This is a genomic window from Stenotrophomonas maltophilia group sp. vghtpe118 (assembly GCF_052605195.1).
In genome coordinates, this window is record NZ_CP199672.1 from 733,519 (window position 1) to 751,877 (window position 18,359).

17 protein-coding genes are annotated in these 18,359 nt (G+C 67.1%); 9 read left to right on the forward strand and 8 right to left on the reverse strand.

What is annotated here, in order from left to right; all coding sequences use genetic code 11:
- Positions 1–48: 48 nt before the first annotated feature.
- The 5 genes from mgtA (at position 49) to ACUDTM_RS03540 (ending at position 6,053) form a co-directional block, all read left to right on the forward strand.
- On the forward strand, positions 49–2,808 hold the full coding sequence (gene mgtA, locus ACUDTM_RS03520) for a magnesium-translocating P-type ATPase (RefSeq protein ID WP_445391153.1): 2,760 nt from the start codon (positions 49–51) through the stop codon (positions 2,806–2,808).
- A gap of 31 nt (positions 2,809–2,839) precedes the next feature.
- Positions 2,840–3,577, forward strand: coding sequence for an MgtC/SapB family protein (locus ACUDTM_RS03525; RefSeq protein ID WP_049448085.1), 738 nt, complete (start codon positions 2,840–2,842; stop codon positions 3,575–3,577).
- Positions 3,578–3,815: 238 nt separating this feature from the next.
- Entirely contained in the window at positions 3,816–4,871 is a 1,056-nt protein-coding gene (locus ACUDTM_RS03530) for a sensor histidine kinase (RefSeq protein ID WP_072168788.1), read from the forward strand.
- Positions 4,864–5,505 (forward strand): response regulator transcription factor, encoded by a 642-nt coding sequence (locus ACUDTM_RS03535; protein WP_088497552.1) that lies wholly within the window; start codon positions 4,864–4,866, stop codon positions 5,503–5,505. The genes ACUDTM_RS03530 and ACUDTM_RS03535 overlap by 8 nt, the downstream gene beginning before the upstream one ends.
- Complete coding sequence (locus ACUDTM_RS03540) at positions 5,502–6,053, forward strand: DUF1697 domain-containing protein (protein WP_088497551.1); 552 nt, start codon at positions 5,502–5,504, stop codon at positions 6,051–6,053. Before ACUDTM_RS03535 ends, ACUDTM_RS03540 begins: the two co-directional genes overlap by 4 nt.
- Positions 6,054–6,122: 69 nt before the next feature.
- Here ACUDTM_RS03540 and ACUDTM_RS03545 read toward each other — a convergent pair whose 3' ends face one another.
- Both ACUDTM_RS03545 and ACUDTM_RS03550 read right to left on the reverse strand, forming a co-directional pair.
- Positions 6,123–7,295: a low temperature requirement protein A gene (locus ACUDTM_RS03545; protein WP_445391154.1), complete on the reverse strand. Its 1,173-nt coding sequence runs from the start codon at positions 7,293–7,295 to the stop codon at positions 6,123–6,125.
- A 9-nt stretch (positions 7,296–7,304) separates the two neighbouring features.
- A complete protein-coding gene (locus ACUDTM_RS03550; protein ID WP_005416705.1) occupies positions 7,305–7,571 on the reverse strand; it encodes a hypothetical protein in 267 nt (88 codons plus the stop codon).
- 202 nt (positions 7,572–7,773) lie between these two features.
- On the opposite strand from ACUDTM_RS03550, the gene blaL1 reads away from it, so the two are divergent.
- Entirely contained in the window at positions 7,774–8,643 is an 870-nt protein-coding gene (blaL1, locus tag ACUDTM_RS03555) for a L1 family subclass B3 metallo-beta-lactamase (protein WP_088497549.1), read from the forward strand.
- Positions 8,644–8,759: 116 nt separating this feature from the next.
- Here blaL1 and ACUDTM_RS03560 read toward each other — a convergent pair whose 3' ends face one another.
- From ACUDTM_RS03560 to ACUDTM_RS03570, 3 genes are all read right to left on the reverse strand, one after another.
- Positions 8,760–9,299, reverse strand: coding sequence for a DUF411 domain-containing protein (locus ACUDTM_RS03560; protein ID WP_080376956.1), 540 nt, complete (start codon positions 9,297–9,299; stop codon positions 8,760–8,762).
- Positions 9,300–9,415: 116 nt separating this feature from the next.
- Positions 9,416–9,757, reverse strand: a complete 342-nt coding sequence (locus ACUDTM_RS03565) for a hypothetical protein (RefSeq protein ID WP_088497595.1) — start codon at positions 9,755–9,757, stop codon at positions 9,416–9,418.
- A gap of 23 nt (positions 9,758–9,780) precedes the next feature.
- Entirely contained in the window at positions 9,781–12,066 is a 2,286-nt protein-coding gene (locus ACUDTM_RS03570) for an FdhF/YdeP family oxidoreductase (RefSeq protein ID WP_445391155.1), read from the reverse strand.
- Between the two features lie 244 nt (positions 12,067–12,310).
- Here ACUDTM_RS03570 and fdhD point away from each other — a divergent pair, with 244 nt between their 5' ends.
- Both fdhD and ACUDTM_RS03580 read left to right on the forward strand, forming a co-directional pair.
- Positions 12,311–13,150 carry a formate dehydrogenase accessory sulfurtransferase FdhD gene (gene fdhD / locus ACUDTM_RS03575; RefSeq protein ID WP_072168795.1) on the forward strand — a complete coding sequence of 280 codons (840 nt, stop codon included), beginning with the start codon at positions 12,311–12,313 and terminating at the stop codon, positions 13,148–13,150.
- A 205-nt stretch (positions 13,151–13,355) separates the two neighbouring features.
- Complete coding sequence (locus ACUDTM_RS03580) at positions 13,356–14,354, forward strand: TraB/GumN family protein (RefSeq protein WP_111007771.1); 999 nt, start codon at positions 13,356–13,358, stop codon at positions 14,352–14,354.
- A gap of 56 nt (positions 14,355–14,410) precedes the next feature.
- On the opposite strand, the gene ACUDTM_RS03585 is transcribed toward ACUDTM_RS03580, so the two are convergent.
- Positions 14,411–14,947, reverse strand: coding sequence for a carboxymuconolactone decarboxylase family protein (locus ACUDTM_RS03585; RefSeq protein WP_445391156.1), 537 nt, complete (start codon positions 14,945–14,947; stop codon positions 14,411–14,413).
- Positions 14,948–15,053: 106 nt separating this feature from the next.
- Between ACUDTM_RS03585 and ACUDTM_RS03590 the strand changes: the two genes are divergently transcribed.
- Positions 15,054–15,935 (forward strand): AraC family transcriptional regulator, encoded by an 882-nt coding sequence (locus ACUDTM_RS03590; protein ID WP_088497546.1) that lies wholly within the window; start codon positions 15,054–15,056, stop codon positions 15,933–15,935.
- Positions 15,936–16,130: 195 nt separating this feature from the next.
- Here the strand turns inward: ACUDTM_RS03590 and ACUDTM_RS03595 are convergent, their stop codons facing one another.
- Entirely contained in the window at positions 16,131–16,688 is a 558-nt protein-coding gene (locus ACUDTM_RS03595) for a TetR/AcrR family transcriptional regulator (protein WP_445391157.1), read from the reverse strand.
- Between the two features lie 4 nt (positions 16,689–16,692).
- Positions 16,693–18,225 (reverse strand): MFS transporter, encoded by a 1,533-nt coding sequence (locus tag ACUDTM_RS03600; RefSeq protein WP_445391158.1) that lies wholly within the window; start codon positions 18,223–18,225, stop codon positions 16,693–16,695.
- Between the last annotated feature and the right edge of the window lie 134 nt (positions 18,226–18,359).

Here is an 18,359-nt window from a genome sequence, read left to right on the forward strand (position 1 = left end):
CCGTTCGTGTTCCGGCCGCGGCCGGCTCTGACATTCGAGGAGAGTCCCATGAGCCTGCTCAACGCCTGGTTCAATGCCTTCCTGCGCAGCCGTCGCGCAGGCAACCTGTTCCGCCGCCGTGCGATGCCCGAAGCCGGCTTCGGCCCTGGCAGCGCCGAGGCCGCGCCGTTCGCGCTCACCACCGGCCTGGTCACCCTCGCCCAGCAGGACGAAGCCGAGCTGCTGACCACGCTGGAATCACATGCCGATGGCCTCAGCCCGCACGAGGCCGAGGAGCGACTGGCCACGCTCGGCCCCAACGAGGTGGATCACGAGAAGCCGCTGCCGTGGTGGCGCCACCTGTGGCAGTGCTACCGCAATCCGTTCAACCTGCTGCTGACCGTGCTGGCGGCGGTGTCCTGGCTGACCGAGGACATCAAGGCGACGATCGTCATCGGTGCGATGGTGCTGCTGTCCACGCTGATCCGCTTCGTGCAGGAGGGTCGTTCGAACCGAGCGGCCGAGCGGCTGAAGGCACTGGTCGGCAACACTGCGCGCGTGCTGCGCCGCAATCCCGGCACCGAGGCTGCGGATGTGGCCGACCAGTGCTTCGGCGCGCGCCTGCAAAGCCGTCGCCCTGCACGCCTGCTGGACCTGCCGATCCGTGAACTGGTGCCCGGCGACCACATCGTGCTGTCGGCAGGCGACATGATTCCGGCCGATTGCCGCGTGCTGAATGCCAAGGACCTGTTCGTGGCGCAGGCGGCGATGACCGGCGAGTCGCTGCCGGTGGAGAAATTCGCGCACCCGGGCGATGGCCTGGCCGGCCTGCTGGAACAGCACAACCTGCTGTTCATGGGTACCAACGTGGTGTCCGGTACGGCCACCGCCATCGTGCTGGCCACCGGTAACCGCACCTACTTCGGCACGCTGGCCCAGCGCAGCACCGCCACCGACCGTGCGCCCACCGCATTCCAGGCCGGCGTCAACAGTGTCAGCTGGCTGCTGATCCGCTTCGCGCTGGTGATGGTGCCGTTCGTGCTGCTGATCAACGGCTGGACCAAGGGCGACTGGACCGAGGCGTTCCTGTTCGCGCTGTCGGTGGCGGTGGGCCTGACGCCAGAAATGCTGCCGATGATCGTCACTTCCACCCTGGCCAAGGGCGCGGTGCTGCTGTCGCGGCGCAAGGTGATCGTCAAGCGCCTGGACGCCATCCAGAACTTCGGCGCGATGGAGGTGCTGTGCACCGACAAGACCGGCACGCTCACCCAGGACAGGATCGCGCTGGAGCGCCACACCGATGTGTTCGGCCACGATTCGGAAGACGTGCTGAAGTTCGCTTACCTCAACAGTCACTTCCAGACCGGCCTGATCAACCTGCTGGACCGCGCGGTGCTGGAGCACGTGGAGCTGCAGAGTTCGTTGCGGCTGTCGCAGGACTACCACAAGGTGGATGAGATCCCGTTCGACTTCGAGCGCCGCCGCATGTCGGTGGTGGTCTCCGAGCGCGAGGATCACCACGAGCTGATCTGCAAGGGGGCGGTAGAAGAGATGCTGGCGGTGTGCAGCACCGTGCGCGAGAACGGCCAGGACATGCCACTGGACGAGCGCCGCCTGGCGCGGGTGCGGCAGACCACCGAGGAACTGAACGAACAAGGCCTGCGTGTGGTGGCGGTGGCGATGAAGGAGACCGCAGCCAGCCAGACCGCCTATTCGCAGGCGGACGAGTGCGGGTTGACCCTGGTCGGCTACGTGGCGTTCCTGGACCCGCCGAAGGAATCGGCCGCGCAGGCGCTGCAGGCGCTGGCCGCACACGGCGTCGAGGTCAAGGTCTTCACTGGCGACAACGAACTGGTGACCGCGCGTGTGTGCGCACAGGTGGGACTGGATGCCGACACCATCCTGACCGGGCCGCAGATCGAGCGCATGGATGACGGCGCGTTGTCGCGGGCGCTGCACCACCATCGCGTGTTCGCCCGGCTGACGCCGCTGCACAAGGAGCGCCTGGTGCGCGAACTGCGCGCACAGGGCAAGGTGGTCGGCTTCCTCGGCGACGGCATCAACGATGCACCGGCGCTGCGCGCAGCCGATATCGGCATCAGCGTGGACAGTGCGGTGGACATCGCCAAGGAGGCCGCCGACATCATCCTGCTGGAAAAGAATCTGATGGTGCTGGAGGAAGGCGTCATCCAGGGCCGGCGCACGTTCAACAACATGCTGAAGTACATCCGCATGACCGCCAGCTCCAACTTCGGCAATGTGTTCTCGGTGCTGGTGGCCTCGGCCTTCCTGCCGTTCCTGCCGATGCTGCCGCTGCAGCTGCTGGTGCAGAACCTGCTGTACGACATCTCGCAGATCGCCATCCCGTTCGACAACGTGGACGAAGAGCTGGTGCGCAGGCCGCTGAAGTGGAACCCGGCGGACATCGGCCGCTTCATGGTGTTCTTCGGGCCGATCAGCTCGATCTTCGACCTGAGCTGCTTCGCGCTGATGTGGTACGTGTTCGATGCACGCACGCCGGCCGACCAGGGCCTGTTCCAGTCCGGCTGGTTCGTGGTCGGCCTGCTGACCCAGACCCTGATCGTGCACATGATCCGCACGCCGAAGCTGCCGTTCCTGCAGAGCATCGCCGCGCCGCCACTGCTGCTGATGACCGGCCTGATCATGGCCATTGGCGTGGCCCTGCCGATGAGCCCGCTGGCCGGCTACTTCAAGCTGCAGGCGCTGCCGGCCGGCTACTGGCCGTTCCTGGTCGCGATCCTGTTCGGCTACGCGGTGCTGACCACTGCGCTGAAGCGGCTCTACATCCGTCGTTACGGCTGGCAGTAAGCGCCCGCCGCCTTGTCCAGGGAGAATCACAATGGACATCAATCCGAACCTGCCGGCGTTCAACGCCGGCGCAACCCTGAGTTCGCTGATCAGCCTGTCGGTGGCGTTCGTGCTTGGCACGGCCATCGGCCTGGAACGGCAGCTGCGCCAACGCACCGCGGGCCTGCGCACCAACACCCTGGTGGCGGTGGGAGCGGCGGTGTTCGTCGATCTGGCGGTGCGCTTCCATGACCTGTACGGCGGCCCGCCGTCGCCGCTGCATGTGGTGGCCTATGTGATCTCCGGCGTCGGCTTCCTGGGCGCCGGCGCGATCATGAAGGATGGTGCGCAGGTGTCCGGCCTGAACACCGCCGCCACCCTGTGGGGCTCGGCGGCGGTGGGTGCATGCGCGGGTATCAAGCTGCTGCCGGAAGCGGTGCTGGCGGCGGTGTTCGTGCTGGCCGCCAACACCCTGCTGCGGCCGGTGGTGAACCGCATCCAGCGGCAGCCGCTGCCGGAAGCGTTCAGCGAAGCGACCTATGCGATCAACGTGGTCTGCCAGCGCGAGCAACAGGCCGAGGTGCTGGACCAGCTGTTGCTGCTGCTTGAACAGGCACAGTACCCGGTGCGCGCAGTCGACCAGCGCCCGTTTGGCGAGCGCGACGTGGAGATCGAAGCGGTGCTGTATGCCACCACCGTCGATGCGGGCGAACTCGATGCGGTATTGGCCACGCTGGCGACCACGCCCGGCGTCCTGCAGGGGTTCTGGAACGCCAGCCTGGAGGAGTAGTGCCGGCCGCTGGCCGACGACCTGATGATCTCCGGACGCCCCGTGCATCGCCTCGGCATGCCCACCACTGCGGTAGTGCCGGCCGCTGGCCGGCAACCTCATGATCTCCGGAAGCACGCTGCAGATGCCGGCCAGCGGCCGGCACTACCAGGCATCGCTTTGACCGGTGCCGACCAAGGCCGGCATCCACCGATGGCGGCTTTGCTATCCTTTCACCCCACGCCAGGGAGCCGTCCCGATGCCATCGCTGTCGCCCCGCCGCCCACTGGTGCTGCTGGCCCTGTTCGTCGTGATGGCGGCGATCTTCCTGATCGACACCGTCACCGATTACGCGGTTGCCGCCGCCTGCTTCTACGCGGCGGTCATCCTGGCCGCATCGCGCGTGCTGGGCGCACGCGGGTTGATCACGCTTGCCCTGGCCTGCATCGCGCTGACCGGGCTGAGCTTCTTCCTGACCCGCTTCGGCACCTACCGCATCGGCCTGGTCAATTCGGTCATTGGCATGCTGGTGATCGGTATCACCACCTACCTTGCCCTGAACATGGAAGCGGCCAAGGCCGCCGTGCAGGAAGCACAGGGCCGCCTGCTGCGGGTAGCGCGCGCCTCCACCGTGGGCGAGCTGACCACCTCCATCGCGCATGAAGTAAACCAGCCGCTGGCGGCCATCGCCAGCAGCGCCGAAGCCTGCCAGCGTTGGCTCGCGCAGGATCCACCCAACGTGGACAAGGCGCGGCAGACCGTGGCCCGCATCCTGGCCGATGCACATCGTGCCGGTGACGTGATCGCCCGCATCCGCGGCCTGACCCAGGGCGCGGCACCGCAGCGACGCGCCTTCGATCTGAACGAAGCGGTGGAGGAAATGCTGGCGCTGTCGCGCAGCGAGCTGGACCGGCATGGCGTGGCCGTGGCACTGCTGCTGGACACCGAGCTGCCACCGGTGCAGGCCGATCGCGTGCAGGTGCAGCAGGTGATCGGCAACCTGATCCTCAATGCGGTGGACGCGATGGAGACCGTGCCCACCGCCGACCGACGCTTGTCCCTGCTGACCCGGCGCAACGGCCAGCGGATCAGCCTCAGTGTGCGTGACCGCGGCGTCGGCCTGCCCGCCGACCATCCCGAACGCGTCTTCGATGCCTTCTGGACCACCAAGTCGCACGGTCTGGGGCTGGGTCTCAGCCTGAGCCGCTCGATGATCGAAGCCAACGACGGCCAGATCCGTGCCGAACGACCGGCAGGCGGCGGTGCCTGCTTTGTGTTCGACCTGCCCATTGCCACGGACGCCCACCATGCGTAAGCCGACTGCCGCCAATCCCGATCCGGCACCCATCGTCTATGTGGTCGACGACGATCCGTCGGTGCGCGCGGCACTGGAAGACCTGCTGGCCTCGATGGGCCTGCAGGTGCGGGCCTTCGCCTCCACCCAGGCCCTCCTCGAACACGCGCTGGAAGACGCACCGGCATGTCTCGTGCTGGACGTGCGAATGCCCGGCCAGAGCGGTCTTGAATTCCATCGCACGATGGGCAACCACGGCCTGCAGCTTCCGGTGGTGTTCATCACCGGCCACGGCGACATCGCGATGGGTGTCAACGCGATCAAGGGTGGCGCCATCGAATTCCTGACCAAGCCCTTCCGTGACCAGGAGCTGCTCGATGCCATCCACAAGGGCATCGAGATCGACCGCCAGCGCCGCCGCGAGGACAAGGCGCTCGGCGCGCTACAGCTGCGTTGGCACACCCTCAATGCCGGCGAGCGCGAGGTGGTCGATGGCGTGGTGCGCGGCCGCCTCAACAAGCAGATCGCCGCTGATCTCGGCGTCAGCGAGATCACGGTGAAGGTGCGCCGTGCGCAGGTGATGCGCAAGATGGGCGCACGCACCCTGGTCGACCTGGTGCGCATGTACGACCGCCTGCAGGCGGGTACGCCATGAACGTCCACGTCGCGCTGCTGCGCGCGGTCAATGTCGGCGGCACCGGCAAGCTGCCGATGCGCGAACTGGTGGCAATGTGCGAGGACGCAGGCTTCGCCGATGTCCGCACGTACATCGCCAGCGGCAACGTGGTGTTGCGCAGCTCGCTCGACGAAGCAGGCGTGCGCCAGGCCCTCGGCCAGCGGCTCCAGGCCTATGCCGGCAAGCCGGTGGGCGTGCTGGTGCGCACGGCCAACGAGATTGCCGGTGTGGTGGCACGCAACCCGTTTGCACAGGCGGCCGGCAACCGTGTGGTCGCCCTGTTCCTCGACGGCAGCCTGCCTGCCGATCCGCTGGACGGCGTGACCGGCCGGCGCGACGAACAGCTTGCACTCGGCACGCGCGAGATCTTCATCCACTACGGTGCCGGCATGGCCGACTCGCGCTTGCGGGTGCCCTATGCCCAGCACGGCACCGCCCGCAATATGAACACAATCGGCAAGCTTGCAGTGATGGCCGCAGCGCTTACCTGGCCTGCCAGCAATCCGCGTGCTGGCCGGAGGCGGTAGCGTCGACCCTCAGGCACTGCGCTGCGCTCGCGCTCCGTGGAGGCTGAAGCAGTGGGCGGACCCAACGGGTCACGCCCGCTGCAAGCGGCGCTTCAATCGCGTATCCAGCAGCCCCACGCCCAGCAGCACCAGGCTGGTCAGCCATCCGGCGGCCAGCAGGTGCACGTGCGGTAGCATCAGCCCCAGCACCAGCAGCGCCACCGCGCCCAGCAGATGCGAGCGCGGCGCGTGCCCATAGACCACGCGTTTGTACGAGGCACTGCCCAGCAGATAGATCAGCGGGCCTGCCACCATCACGCTGGCGTAAACCGTGGTGACGGCCACCCCCGGATGGTCCATGACCAGATCATTGCCCACCGCCGTGGCGATGATGCCGGCGATCAGCAATGCATGCACGTAGTGGAAGTTGGCGCCCATCCGTCCGGGGTCTTCGGCGTGGGTGATGGCCTCTGTGGCATCGCGGCTGGAGATGCCGAAGTACAGCCACCACATGGCAATCGTGCCGGCGAAGGTGGCCAACACCGCTGAAACCACTTCCAGGCTCCAATGCTCGACGTCGCTGAGCACGCCACCGGTGGCCAGCAACGTCTCGCCCAGTGCGACGATGACGAACAACTGGCAGCGTTCGGCCAGGTGCCCCCCCTCGATAGTCCAGTCGCGGGTGTGCGAACGACCCATGCCCGGGAACGCGAAGCCGAACATCGGCGAGATGTATTCGCAGGCCACCGCCACCGCCCACAATGCCAGGCGGAGGTTGCCCTCGGCCGCCGCGCCGGCCAGCCAGAGGCAGGCCGACACGCTGACCCAGGCCAGCATGCGGCGGAAGTTCGGTGCCAACGGATGGCTCCGGCCGACCTCCAGCAGCACGAACGCGGTGCGTCCGACCTGCATCGTGGCGTACGCCCCGGCGAAGATCCACGCACGATCGGCAAACGCCTCGGGAATGGACGAGGACATCAACAACGCCAGCAGCATGGTGGCGAACAGCAGGCCGCGGATGCGCGGCGCCTCCGGGTCGAACCAGTTGCTGACCCAGCACGCGTACTGCCAGCCGAGCCAGACCGCGAACCACAGCACCAGCGTCTGCAGTACACCGGCCAGGTCCAGGTGGTGCAGCAGATGGTGGCTGAGCTGGGTGACCGCGAATACGTAGACCAGATCGAAGAACAGTTCTTCGTAGGTCACGCGGGCATGGTGGCCGTCGCGGTGGCGAAGCGCGGGCAAGCGCAGTCGGGTACGCATGGAACTCCTTCAGCGCGCCAAGCGCCAGTACAGGAAACCGGCCAGCAACGCCGGCGCGGCAAACACCAGCAACAGGATCGGCAACTCCTCGCGTACCGCGTAACCGGCCTTGCTGACCCCCACCCACATGTTGGCCACGGCCACCAGCAGCCAGGTAGCGATGAAGGCGATCAGCGCCGTGGGCAGCTGCGAGGTGCCCACGCTCCAGAGACGGCCAAACAGCAGGAACACGCCCAGCAGGAGCACGCCGCCGAGCATCACCATGAGCACATGCATGGTCCACCTCCTTGAGCCTGGGAACAGGCTAGCCCCGGCCGATTGTGCGCAACAGCCCGTGGAGATGGATTCACAGTCCAGAGCAAGCGAACAATCCCGGCATCGGCTGCGGCGACCTTATGGCAGCCATGAGTTATTCGCGAAACGGGCCGTCCAGGGTACGTGCTAGCTTCATCCGACCCTATCCAGACCCCTCTCCGCCATGCGCCGTTGCCTGACGACCCTTGCCCTGACTGCCACACTTGCCTTTGATGTCACTGCCGCCGACACACCGCTGCCACAGCTGCAGGCCTACACCGTAGACCCATCCTGGCTGCAGCCGATGGCGCCGCTGCAGATCGCCGACCATACCTGGCAGATCGGCACTGAGGACCTGACCGCGCTACTGGTGCAGACCGCCGACGGCGCGGTGCTGCTCGACGGCGGCATGCCGCAGATGGCCAGCCACCTCATCAGCAACATGAAGGTGCGCGACGTGGCGCCGCAGGACCTGCGCTTGATCCTGCTCAGCCATGCGCATGCCGACCATGCGGGCCCGGTGGCAGAACTGAAGCGCCGTACCGGTGCGATGGTGGTAGCCAACGCCGAATCAGCGGTGCTGCTGGCGCGCGGCGGCAGCAACGACCTGCACTTTGGCGACAGCATCACCTTTCCGCCGGCCAGCACCGACCGCATCATCATGGATGGCGAAGTGGTCACGGTGGGTGGCATCGAGTTCACCGCCCACTTCATGCCCGGGCACACCCCGGGCAGCACCGCCTGGACCTGGACCGATACGCGCGATGGCAAGCCGGTGCGCATCGCCTATGCCGACAGCCTGAGCGCGCCGGGCTACCAGCTGCAGGGCAATGTCCGCTATCCCCGCCTGGTCGAGGACTACCGACGCAGCTTCGCTACGGTGCGCGGCCTGCCCTGCGACCTGTTGCTGACCCCGCATCCGGGCGCCAGCAACTGGAACTATGCTGCTGGCAGCAACGCCAGCGAGAAGGTACTGAGCTGCAAAGCCTACGCGGATGCGGCAGAGAAGAAGTTCGACGCGCAGCTGGCCAAGGAAACGGCCACGGCACGCTGATCCTGTAGAGCCGAGCCCATGCTCGGCTTGCCGGCCAAACACAGCCGAGCGTGGGCTCGGCTCTACACAGGATGCGTCGAAGAGTGCCGGTCAGAACGACCGGCACCCGCCGTCAATCAGCCACCCTGCCCGTGCTGGGCAAACGGCTCGGTGCTGCCGTCGTTGCGCACCAGCTCGACGGTGTACGGCTGCACGTAGCCATCCGGCATTTCCATGCCCGGCGAACCGGCCGGCATGCCGGGCAGTACCAGCCCGCGCGCGGCCGGGCGTTCGGCCAGCAGGCGCTTGATGTCCTCGGCCGGGATGTGGCCCTCGACCACATACCCGCCGATCTCGGCGGTATGGCAGGAGGCCTTGCCGACCGGCACGCCCAGGCGAACCTTGATCGGATTCATGTCATCGGTGTCGCGCACCTCGACCTGGAAGCCGGCGGCCTTCAGGTGGTCGACCCAGATGCCACAGCAGCTACAGCTGGCAGTCTTGTGCACGATGGCCACCGGCAAGACCGGATCGACCTTGGCCGGGCCGGCCTGGATCGGTGCCACCGGTGCTGCGCTGGCGATCGGTGCGGCGGCGGATTCTTCGGCGGCACGTGCACAGGCAGTCGTGGTCAGCACGGTGCCCAGCAGCAGGCCGAGGGAGAGAGTGCGGTTCATTGAGTAATTCCTTTGCAGAGGCGGACAACGCGGCCCGCCGCCCGCGCATCGAAGGCGCAGGCAGAGGCGAGAAAAAGTCGAACAGTCATGGCAGGCGCTTGAGCGCCTGCAGGACATCACACGATGGGGGGACGCAACGGGTCCGGCATCGGCGGCGATGCGCGTTGCTGGGAGCGCGCGGCTACAGGTGCCTCGCGCCACGGCGAGGCGGGCGTTCCGCTCAACGTGGCCAGCATGCCAAGGCAGGCCGGCGGGCATTCGCACTCACCGCTCTGGCAGGCCGCCCGGGCCGCATCATCGCAGCAGCCGGCTGCCGCCAGCGCAGCCGCGTGCGGTGCAGCGCAGTGATCCTGGTTGCCCGACCCGCCGTACGAAGACGAGGCAAGCGCCAGCGCCGGTGCATTCAGCACCAGGGCAACGAGCAGCATCCATCGCAGCAGCAGGTCAGGCAGGTTCACCCGCCGATGATAGCCGATGCGCGTCACGCAATCGCCGCCGCCATCGCCCGCATCCGCACCGGGATCGACTTCGCTGCGGGTGTGCCGCTGATCCGGTCGTAGTAGTCCAGCGGCAGCAACGGATTCAGTTCCGGGTAGTAACCGGCCAGCGCGCCGCGCGGCATCGGGTAGTCCAGCACCGTCAGGCCCTCGATGCGGCGCTGCACGCCATCGCCGCTGATCGTCTCCAGGCTGACCAGCGCCTCCTTCTCCAGCCCGCGCGCCAGCCGGTCCTCGATGTTCATGAACAGCACCATGCGATCGTTGTACACGCCGCGATAGCGATCGTTGTAGCTGTAGATGGTGGTGTTGTACTGATCATGCGAGCGCACGGTGGCCAACCGCAACATGTCCGGATCGTGCACCGGATCGTCCACGTCCAGGCCGGGCATCACCAGGATGTTGGCCTTGCCGTTGGGCGTGGGCCACACCCGGCGGCGCGGCGGAATGTCCAGGTGGAAGCCATGAGTCTGCTGGATGCGCTCGTTGAAGCCGGCGTAGATCTCCGGGTACACGGCAGCGATCAGCGCGCGGATGGAGGCATAGTCGTGCATGCAGCGCATCCAGTCGACCTTGCTGTGCGGCAGTGTGGCCATCGCCATGCGGCAGACGATCTCGACCTCGGGCAACACATCGGCACTGACCGGCTCGAGCACGCCGCGTGAGGCGGTCACGTTCGACATCGCGTCTTCGATGGTGACGAACTGCTCGCCGGCCGGCGTGACGATGCGCTCCGAGCGCGCCACCACCGGCAGGATCAGCGCATCGCGGCCATGAACCAGATGACCTCGATTGAGCTTGGTGGCGATGCCCACGGTCAGGTCCAGCCCACGCATCGCCTCGTACGCACGCGGCGTATCGGGCACCGCATGAATGAAGTTGCCCCCCAGGCCGAAGAAAACCCTGGCGCTGCCCGCCAGCATCGCCTCGATCGCCTCGACCACGTGGTGACCATGCTCACGCGGCGGATCGAAGCCGAACACCTGCTGCACGCGGTCCAGGTAGGCCGGCTTGGGCTTCTCGTCGATGCCGACGGTGCGGTCGCCCTGCACATTGGAATGTCCGCGGATCGGACCGATGCCGGCACCGGGCTTGCCGAAGTTGCCGCGCAACATCAGCAGGTTGGCCACCTGCTGCAGCAGGCGCGAGCCATACTGGTGCTGGGTCAGCCCCATGCCGTAGCAGATCACGGTGGCGTTGGAGCGGATGTAGATCTCTGCGCATCGGCGGATCTGCGCCTCCGAGATGCCGGACACCTGCACGATCTGGTCCCAGTCCTGCGCCATCACGTCTTCGCGCAGCGCCTCCAGGCCCACCGTGTGTTCCGACAGGAAATCATGGTCGAGCACGCGCTCGCCCTGTGCCTCACGCTCGAACATCACCTTCATCATGCCCTTGATCAGGGCCAGGTCGCCGCCGATGCGGATGTGCACGAACTCGCTGGTGATCGCGGTCGAGCCGAACGTGGCCATCTGCACCACGTCCTGCGGCTCGGCAAAGCGGATCAGCGCGCGCTCGGGCATGGGATTGACCGCCACGATCGGGATGCCGCGTTTGCGTGCTTCGACCAGGTTGCTCATCATCCGCGGCGAATTGGTGCCGGTGTTCTGGCCAATCACGAAGATGGCCTCGGCGTGCTCGAAATCCTGCAGCACGATGGTGCCCTTGCCCACCCCGATGGCCGGCGGCAGCCCGCGGCTGGTCGGCTCGTGGCACATGTTCGAGCAGTCCGGGAAATTATTGGTGCCGAACTCGCGCACGAAGATCGAATACAGGAACGCCGCTTCGTTGGGCGTGCGCCCGGAGGTGTAGAACTCGGCCTGGTGAGGACTGTCCAGCGCCTGCAGGTGGCGACCGATCAGTGCGAAGGCATCTTCCCAGCTGCACGGCACATAGTGGTCGGTGGCTGCGTCGTAGCGCATCGGCTCGGTCAGCCGGCCCTGCATCTCCAGCCAGTAGTCGGTCTGCGCCATCAGTTCGGTCACGGTGTGCCGGGCGAACAACTCGCGGCCGGACCGGAACTCCGTAGCTTCCCAGGCCAGTGCCTTCGCGCCGTTCTCGCAGAACTCCAGCTTCCTGCGTTCGTCGGCATCGGGGAACGCACAGCTGGGGCACTTGAAGCCACCGGGCTGGTTCATCGCCAGCAATGCCTTCGACCCCTTGCCGATCACACTCTGCTGCAGCAGCACCTTGGCCGTGGCGCCGGCGGCACCCCAGCCTCCGGCGGGCTGGTTGTAGGGCTTGTAACGCGGCGGTTTCTGCTCGGACATGTTCGGGAACCTGGCGGAAGGAACGCAGCAACGAACGGCACAACGCGGTCCGGCGGTGCATTCAGTGGCACGGCCAGCCGCACAGTCAAGCACGGCCCACGGCGCTTCGCCAGAGGGCACAGGCTGATTTCAGCACAACCTGCCATGGCAACGGTTACAGCCGCGTCTGCGCGCGACCACTGCGCTATCCTCGAAACCGCAGGCGGTGGCCCGCCCGCGTTTCTCCCTTGTCCGGACGCGCTGCATGCCTGATTCGATCCCGCCGCACACCCCGCCTGCCGGCACCGCCCAACGCCCGTTGCAGCGCTGGCGCGGCGGCACGCAACAGCAGCGGGTCGACGTGGTGGCCGAGGAAGTGCCGGTGGCGCTGCGCTACAACGATGCCGCCTTTGCCGTGATGATGGCCACACCCTGTGATCTGGAGGACTTCGCACTCGGATTTTCGCTCAGCGAAGGCCTGATCAGCGCGCCCTCGCAGCTGCTGTCGATCGATATCCACCCACAGCTGGAAGGCATCGAGCTGCAGATGACCGTGGACGAGGCTGCGCCCGGCGCAAACCTCGACCCCGACAAGGGGCGCCTGCTGCCCGGCCGTGGTGGCTGTGGCCTGTGCGGCACGCGCCAGCTGGAAGAAGTGCTGCGCCCACTGCCGCAGATCCGCGAGCGCCGCAGCTATTCCGCCACGGCCCTGCAGCGGGCGTTGGCCACCTTGGCGCAGCACCAGCCGATGAATGCGGCAAGCGGCTCGATCCACGCCGCGGCCTGGGCCGACGCCAGTGGGCGCATCGGCTGGGTACGCGAGGACGTCGGCCGCCACAATGCACTGGACAAGCTGATCGGTGCGCTGCACCACAACGAACACGCCATCGAAGGCGGCCTGCTGGTGATTTCGAGCCGGGCCAGCTACGAAATGGTCAGCAAGGCGGTGCGCGCCGGCGCCAGCGTGCTGGCGGCAGTGTCGGCGCCGACCGCGCTGGCGATCGACCTGGCCCGCAGTGCCGGCCTGTGCCTGGTCGGGTTCGCGCGGGAGAGCGGGTTCAATGTGTATACCCATCCGGACCGGTTGCAGGCGGACGACCGGTAATCTCCGCTGCGTAGGGTCGACTATCACTCGTGGCGCGAGGTTTCCGGGCATCTGAAGGACGAGCAGTCGATTAACTGTGGACTCTACCGCAACGGCTTCAGGGCCCCTCGCCCAGCCAAGGCGAAATCGTCGTAGTCCGATAGCCAGCAATCGGCGCGCCGCGCACCATCGAGGACACTCATCATGGTCCTTTCTGGAGTTCCCCATGTCGGCTGCCCGGCAACCACGTTCACTGCTGTCGGTTTCCCTTGATGTTTCCGTGCACCGTACGTTGGCAGGTGCGCCGGCTTCCGGAAGCCGCGGAACCAAGGTAACGGATGCCCTGCCTCCCCCCACGATCCGTGCAGAAGGTCCGGCGCTCTGGCAGGCAAGGCGTGAAGAGGCCCACCTGTGGATCCTGCCCGTCCCCACCGCGCTACCCGGATCGATGCGATGCGTGACGGGCGAAGCAGGACGCATTGCCGCGGTTGCGCACACCATTCTGGGCCGGCCGAAGGTGGACATCACCGGCAGATGGGAGGGCTCGGGACTGAGCGCGTTGTTCACACTGGCCCGCGCGGTGTCTGAAGCCGAAACCATCCACCACAATCCCGACAACCTGACCCTGAAGGATGTTCTGCCGGCGGACGTCCATGCAGAATGGCAAGCGGCATTGAATGAGTGCGGAATCGATCCAATCGAGCTGGAACGCCTGCGTCCCCACTTCGCGGCCAGAGCGCTGCGCAAGGCCGTCATGGCCAGGCATCGGCTGGAGTCGCCGAAGGCATTCTGCAAGGAGCTGCGCAGGATAGGACGCGCGGGTGGAGCGCGCTACTTCGTGCCGCGCACTGAACTGGCTATCGACATCGCGGCAGCTGACGACTGCGGTAAACCGCATCCTGCACTGGATGACACGACACGGTTTGCGGTGCAGGTCGAACGACTCCGTCGCCTTCACGATACCGCCCGTGTTCAGTCCAAGGCCTGGGCGCAGGGCAATGCCCTTGGCATGTGTGGGCATGACGTGCCTATGGATATGCACGTGACAGCGACTGGCAGCAACGAGCTGGACACGCTTCGACGCGAGGCCTGGCTCAGCGCAGTGGAAACCGTAACTGCGGGAAGATCAACCACGCTTGCGATGCTCGATATTGCAGATGCGTTCGACGGGAATGGCTACATCAGAGCGCTGCGCGAACGCGGTTTCAGCTTCCAGCCGGCGTAGCCACTGAGCTGCGGGCCTGGGTCCGGGCAGCACTCTGCTGCCCGGAGCAATTGCACTCAGCGCAGCGCGACCTTCGGGAAGTCCACCGGCACGTCGAACGCCACGTTGACGTAGTTGGTGAACAGGTTGAGCGTCACATGCGCGAGGATCTCCACGATCTGCTCATCATCGAAGCCAGCCGCGCGCAGCGCCTGCACGTCGCCGTCGGCGATCTGCGCACGCTGCTCGACCACCTTCAACGCGAAGTCGAGCGCCGCCGCAGTGGCCGGGTCGCTGGACTGGCCGATCTGCGCGGCCGCCATCTGCTCGCTGCTGGCACCAGCCTTGCGGCCCAGCGCGGTGTGCGCGGCCAGGCAGTACTCGCAGGCGTTGCGGTTGGCGATGGCCACGGCGATCTGCTCGCCCAGCAGCGGCGACAGGCGACCGCCGCCCAGCGCGCCGAACGAACCCCACATGCTCTGCAGGGCGGCCGGCGAGTTGGCCACGGCGCGGAACATGGCCGGGGTGGCGCCGAAAGCGGCGTGGACCTGGCCCAGCAGGGCCTGGCGGTCGGCGGTGGTGTTGGCGGCATCGATCAGGGGGACACGGGACATGGTGGATCTCCTTGGGAAAGCGCCCGGGATTGGACGACCCGCTCATCCTAGGTAGACTCGCCGGACGCATCAGTCGTAATTCGCCATACATGTTGTCCATACGTCCATGAGCATGCCCGCCGCCGCCCCTGCGCCAGATCGACTCTCCTGCCTGCTGGAACGCTTCCGGGTGCAGGCGGCGCTGTTCTACAGTGGCCCGCTGTGCGGGCGGCATGTCTTCGAGCCGCAGCCCGGTCGTGCGTTCCTGCACATCCTGCGCCAGGGTGAAATGGAAGTCCGCCATCCCGACGGCGATATCGCGCTGCCCCGGCTGAAGATCGACACACCCAGCCTGCTGCTGTACCCGCAGCCGCTGCACCATGTGTTCTTCAACGCGCCGCTGGATGGCCCGGATTTCACCTGCGCCACGCTGGATTTCGATGGCGGTGCGCGCAATCCGATCGTGCAGTCGCTGCCACCGGTGATGGTAGTACCGCTGGCGGCCATCGGCGAACTGGATGACACCCTGCAGCTGCTGTTTGCCGAGGCCGATCGCCAGCGCTGCGGTTCACGGCTGCTGACCAATCGCCTGTTCGAGGTGGCGCTGATCCAGATCCTGCGCTGGGTGGTCGACCACCCGGATGCAGCGGGCGTCAGTCACGGACTGATGCGCGGGCTGTCCGACGCGAGGCTGGCACGCACGCTGGTGGCGATGCACCAGGCACCGCAGGACGAATGGACGCTGCCCCGGATGGCCGCGACCGCCGGCATGTCGCGCAGCGCATTCGCGGCAGTGTTCAAGGAGGTGATGCAGGCGACGCCGGCCGCTTATCTGCTGGACTGGCGGCTGAGCCTGGCCTGCGCGCAGCTGCGGGCCGGCGTGGCGGTCAAGCAGGTAGCGGTCGAGGTGGGGTTTGCCGATACCGCGTCGTTGTCGAAGGCGTTCCGCAAGCGGCTGGGGGCATCGCCCAGGGCGTGGCTGGCCGCGAGCGCCACGCAGGCTCGGTAAATGGGTGAGGGGTGGAGTCGGCCGCTGGTCGACTATCGCGCGACGCGCGGGATTTTCGTTGTCTGACCGAAGGGCAGCCGACCAGCGGTCGGCTCTACCACGGGCGATCGAAGCGGCATTTCCGTGGCCTGACCGAAGGGCTGCCGACCCGCGGTCGGCTCTACCACGGGCGATGTCGGCGCGCCGGCTGGCCGCTCAACTGGACGTGCCGTCAGACTTTGCCAGCAGCCCGGCGATGCGCTCGGCCACCTGGGCACGTACGCCTTCATCCAGCTGCCCTTCGTACATCGCCTCGTAGATCCACAGGCCGTCGGCCGCCAGGCGCGCCACGAAATTGTCGAGCGTCGTCGGATCCACATTCCCGGCCTGCGGCGCGGACGGTGCCCAGCGCTGAACCGCCGGGCCCCACGGACGCTCACCCGCCTCCGGGTCGGCCGATTCGAGCATGAACATCAGTTCGGCACGGGTGGCGCTCTGGGCCGACACGCGCACGAAGGTCTGGTAACGCTCCAGCGCCGAGGCTTCGTCCGCACGCTTGCCCAGCAGCGTTTCCATGGACGCCTCCCAGGCCTGCGCCAGGTACTCGTCGATCCCGCGCAGCAGCGCCTCGCGCGAGGGAAAGTGGTACAGCAGGCCGCCGCGGGTCAGCCTGGCCTCGGCCGCCACCGACTCGAAGGTCACCGCACGCACGCCGTCACGATTGATCACGTTGACGGCGGCGTCGAGGATGCGGTCGCGCTTGCTGGTTCTCATGGCGTCATTTTACGCGATCGGCCGCGCCCTCACGGCTGCCGGCCCGGCCACGCAGCAGGTGCGCCAGGATCGTCGCGCCCAGCGCCAGTACCGCCGTGATCACCAGCAGCACGCTCTGGTAGCCACGGTCATATGCCGCCGCAGCCAGTGCGAACCAATCACCCTGCCCGCTCTCGCGCGCGGCATGCAGCGCCTGGGTGAAACCCTCGCGGGCAAGCGCGGGCATATCGGCCGAGACCGGCAGGAACACGCTGTACATCGCCGCGCTCAGGCTGCCCAGCATCGCCACCGCCAGCAGGCCACCTAACTCGTAGGACACTTCTTCCACGGAAGACGCCATGCCCGCGCGGTGCGTCGGCACGTTGTTGAGGATGGCCGTGGACGCCACCGAGATGGCCGAACCCATGCCGAAGCCGGTGATCGCCATGCCGGCGATCACCCAACCGAGGCCGTGCGGGAAGCCGAACGCCACCAGGCCGACGCCCAGCGCGCCCGTAGCCAGGCCACCGCAGATCAATGGGCGCAGGCCCACCCGGTGCAGGATGCTGCCGCCCAGCAGCGCACTGGGCAGGCTGCCCAGCGCCGCCACCGACACCAGCAGGCCCGCCTGCAGCGGCGTGAAACCTGCCACCAGCTGGAAGCGCTGCGTGGTGACCAGCTGCAGGCCGGCCATCGCGAACAGGGTGAACACCGCCGAAAGCGTGCCGGCCAGGAACGCCGGATTACGGAAGATAGCGAAGTCCAGCAGCGGGTACGGCAGCTGCTGCTGGCGGCGTGCGAACGCTGCGCCGCTGGTGAGAGCCAACAGCAGCGCGCCCGCGCCCAGCGCATACGACGGCGGCGTAGCGATCAGCGACTTGATCGCCAGCACCAGGCCGGACAGTGCCGTCAATGCCAGCAGCGACGAAACCAGATCCCACGGCCGCGAGGTGTCGCGCTGTCCTTCCGGCGCCAGCAGCAGCGTGGCCACGAAGGCGACCACCGCCACCGGCACGTTGATCAGGAACACCGAGCCCCACCAGAAATGCTGCAGCAGCCAGCCGCCAATGATCGGGCCGAGCGCCGCACCGACGATGGCCACCGAACCCCAAATGGCGATGGCGATGTTGCGTTCGCGCTCTTCGTGGAAGCTCAGGCCGATCAGCGCCAGCGTGGCCGGCATCATCGCGGCCGCGCCGACCGCCAGCAACGCACGTGCGGCAATCAGCTGTGCTGCGGAGTCGGCGAACGCCGCTGCCAGCGAGGCGACGCCGAACACCACCAGGCCGATCAGGAACATGCGGCGGTGGCCGATGCGGTCGCCCAGCGTGCCCGCCCCCAGCAGCAGGCCGGCCATTACCAGTGGATAGGCATTGATGATCCACAGCGCCTGGCCGGCGCTGGCCGAGAGTTCCCCAGTCAGTGTGGGCAGTGCGGTGTAGAGCACCGAGTTATCCAGCGTGACCAGCAGCAGGCCGGCGGCGACGGTGAACAACAGTGCCCACCGACGGGCACGCGACAGGGCCGGAGCGCCGGCCAAGGGCTGGGACAGAGCCATGGGAGAACCTGATGGGATGAAGTACCACCGTAACTATACAGGATGTCCGGTATAGTTACGGAAACTGTACCACCGGTTCAGATTGGGGTCCGGCCAATGTTCATGTTGCCGCGCCGCGCCTGCCGAGTGTGGCC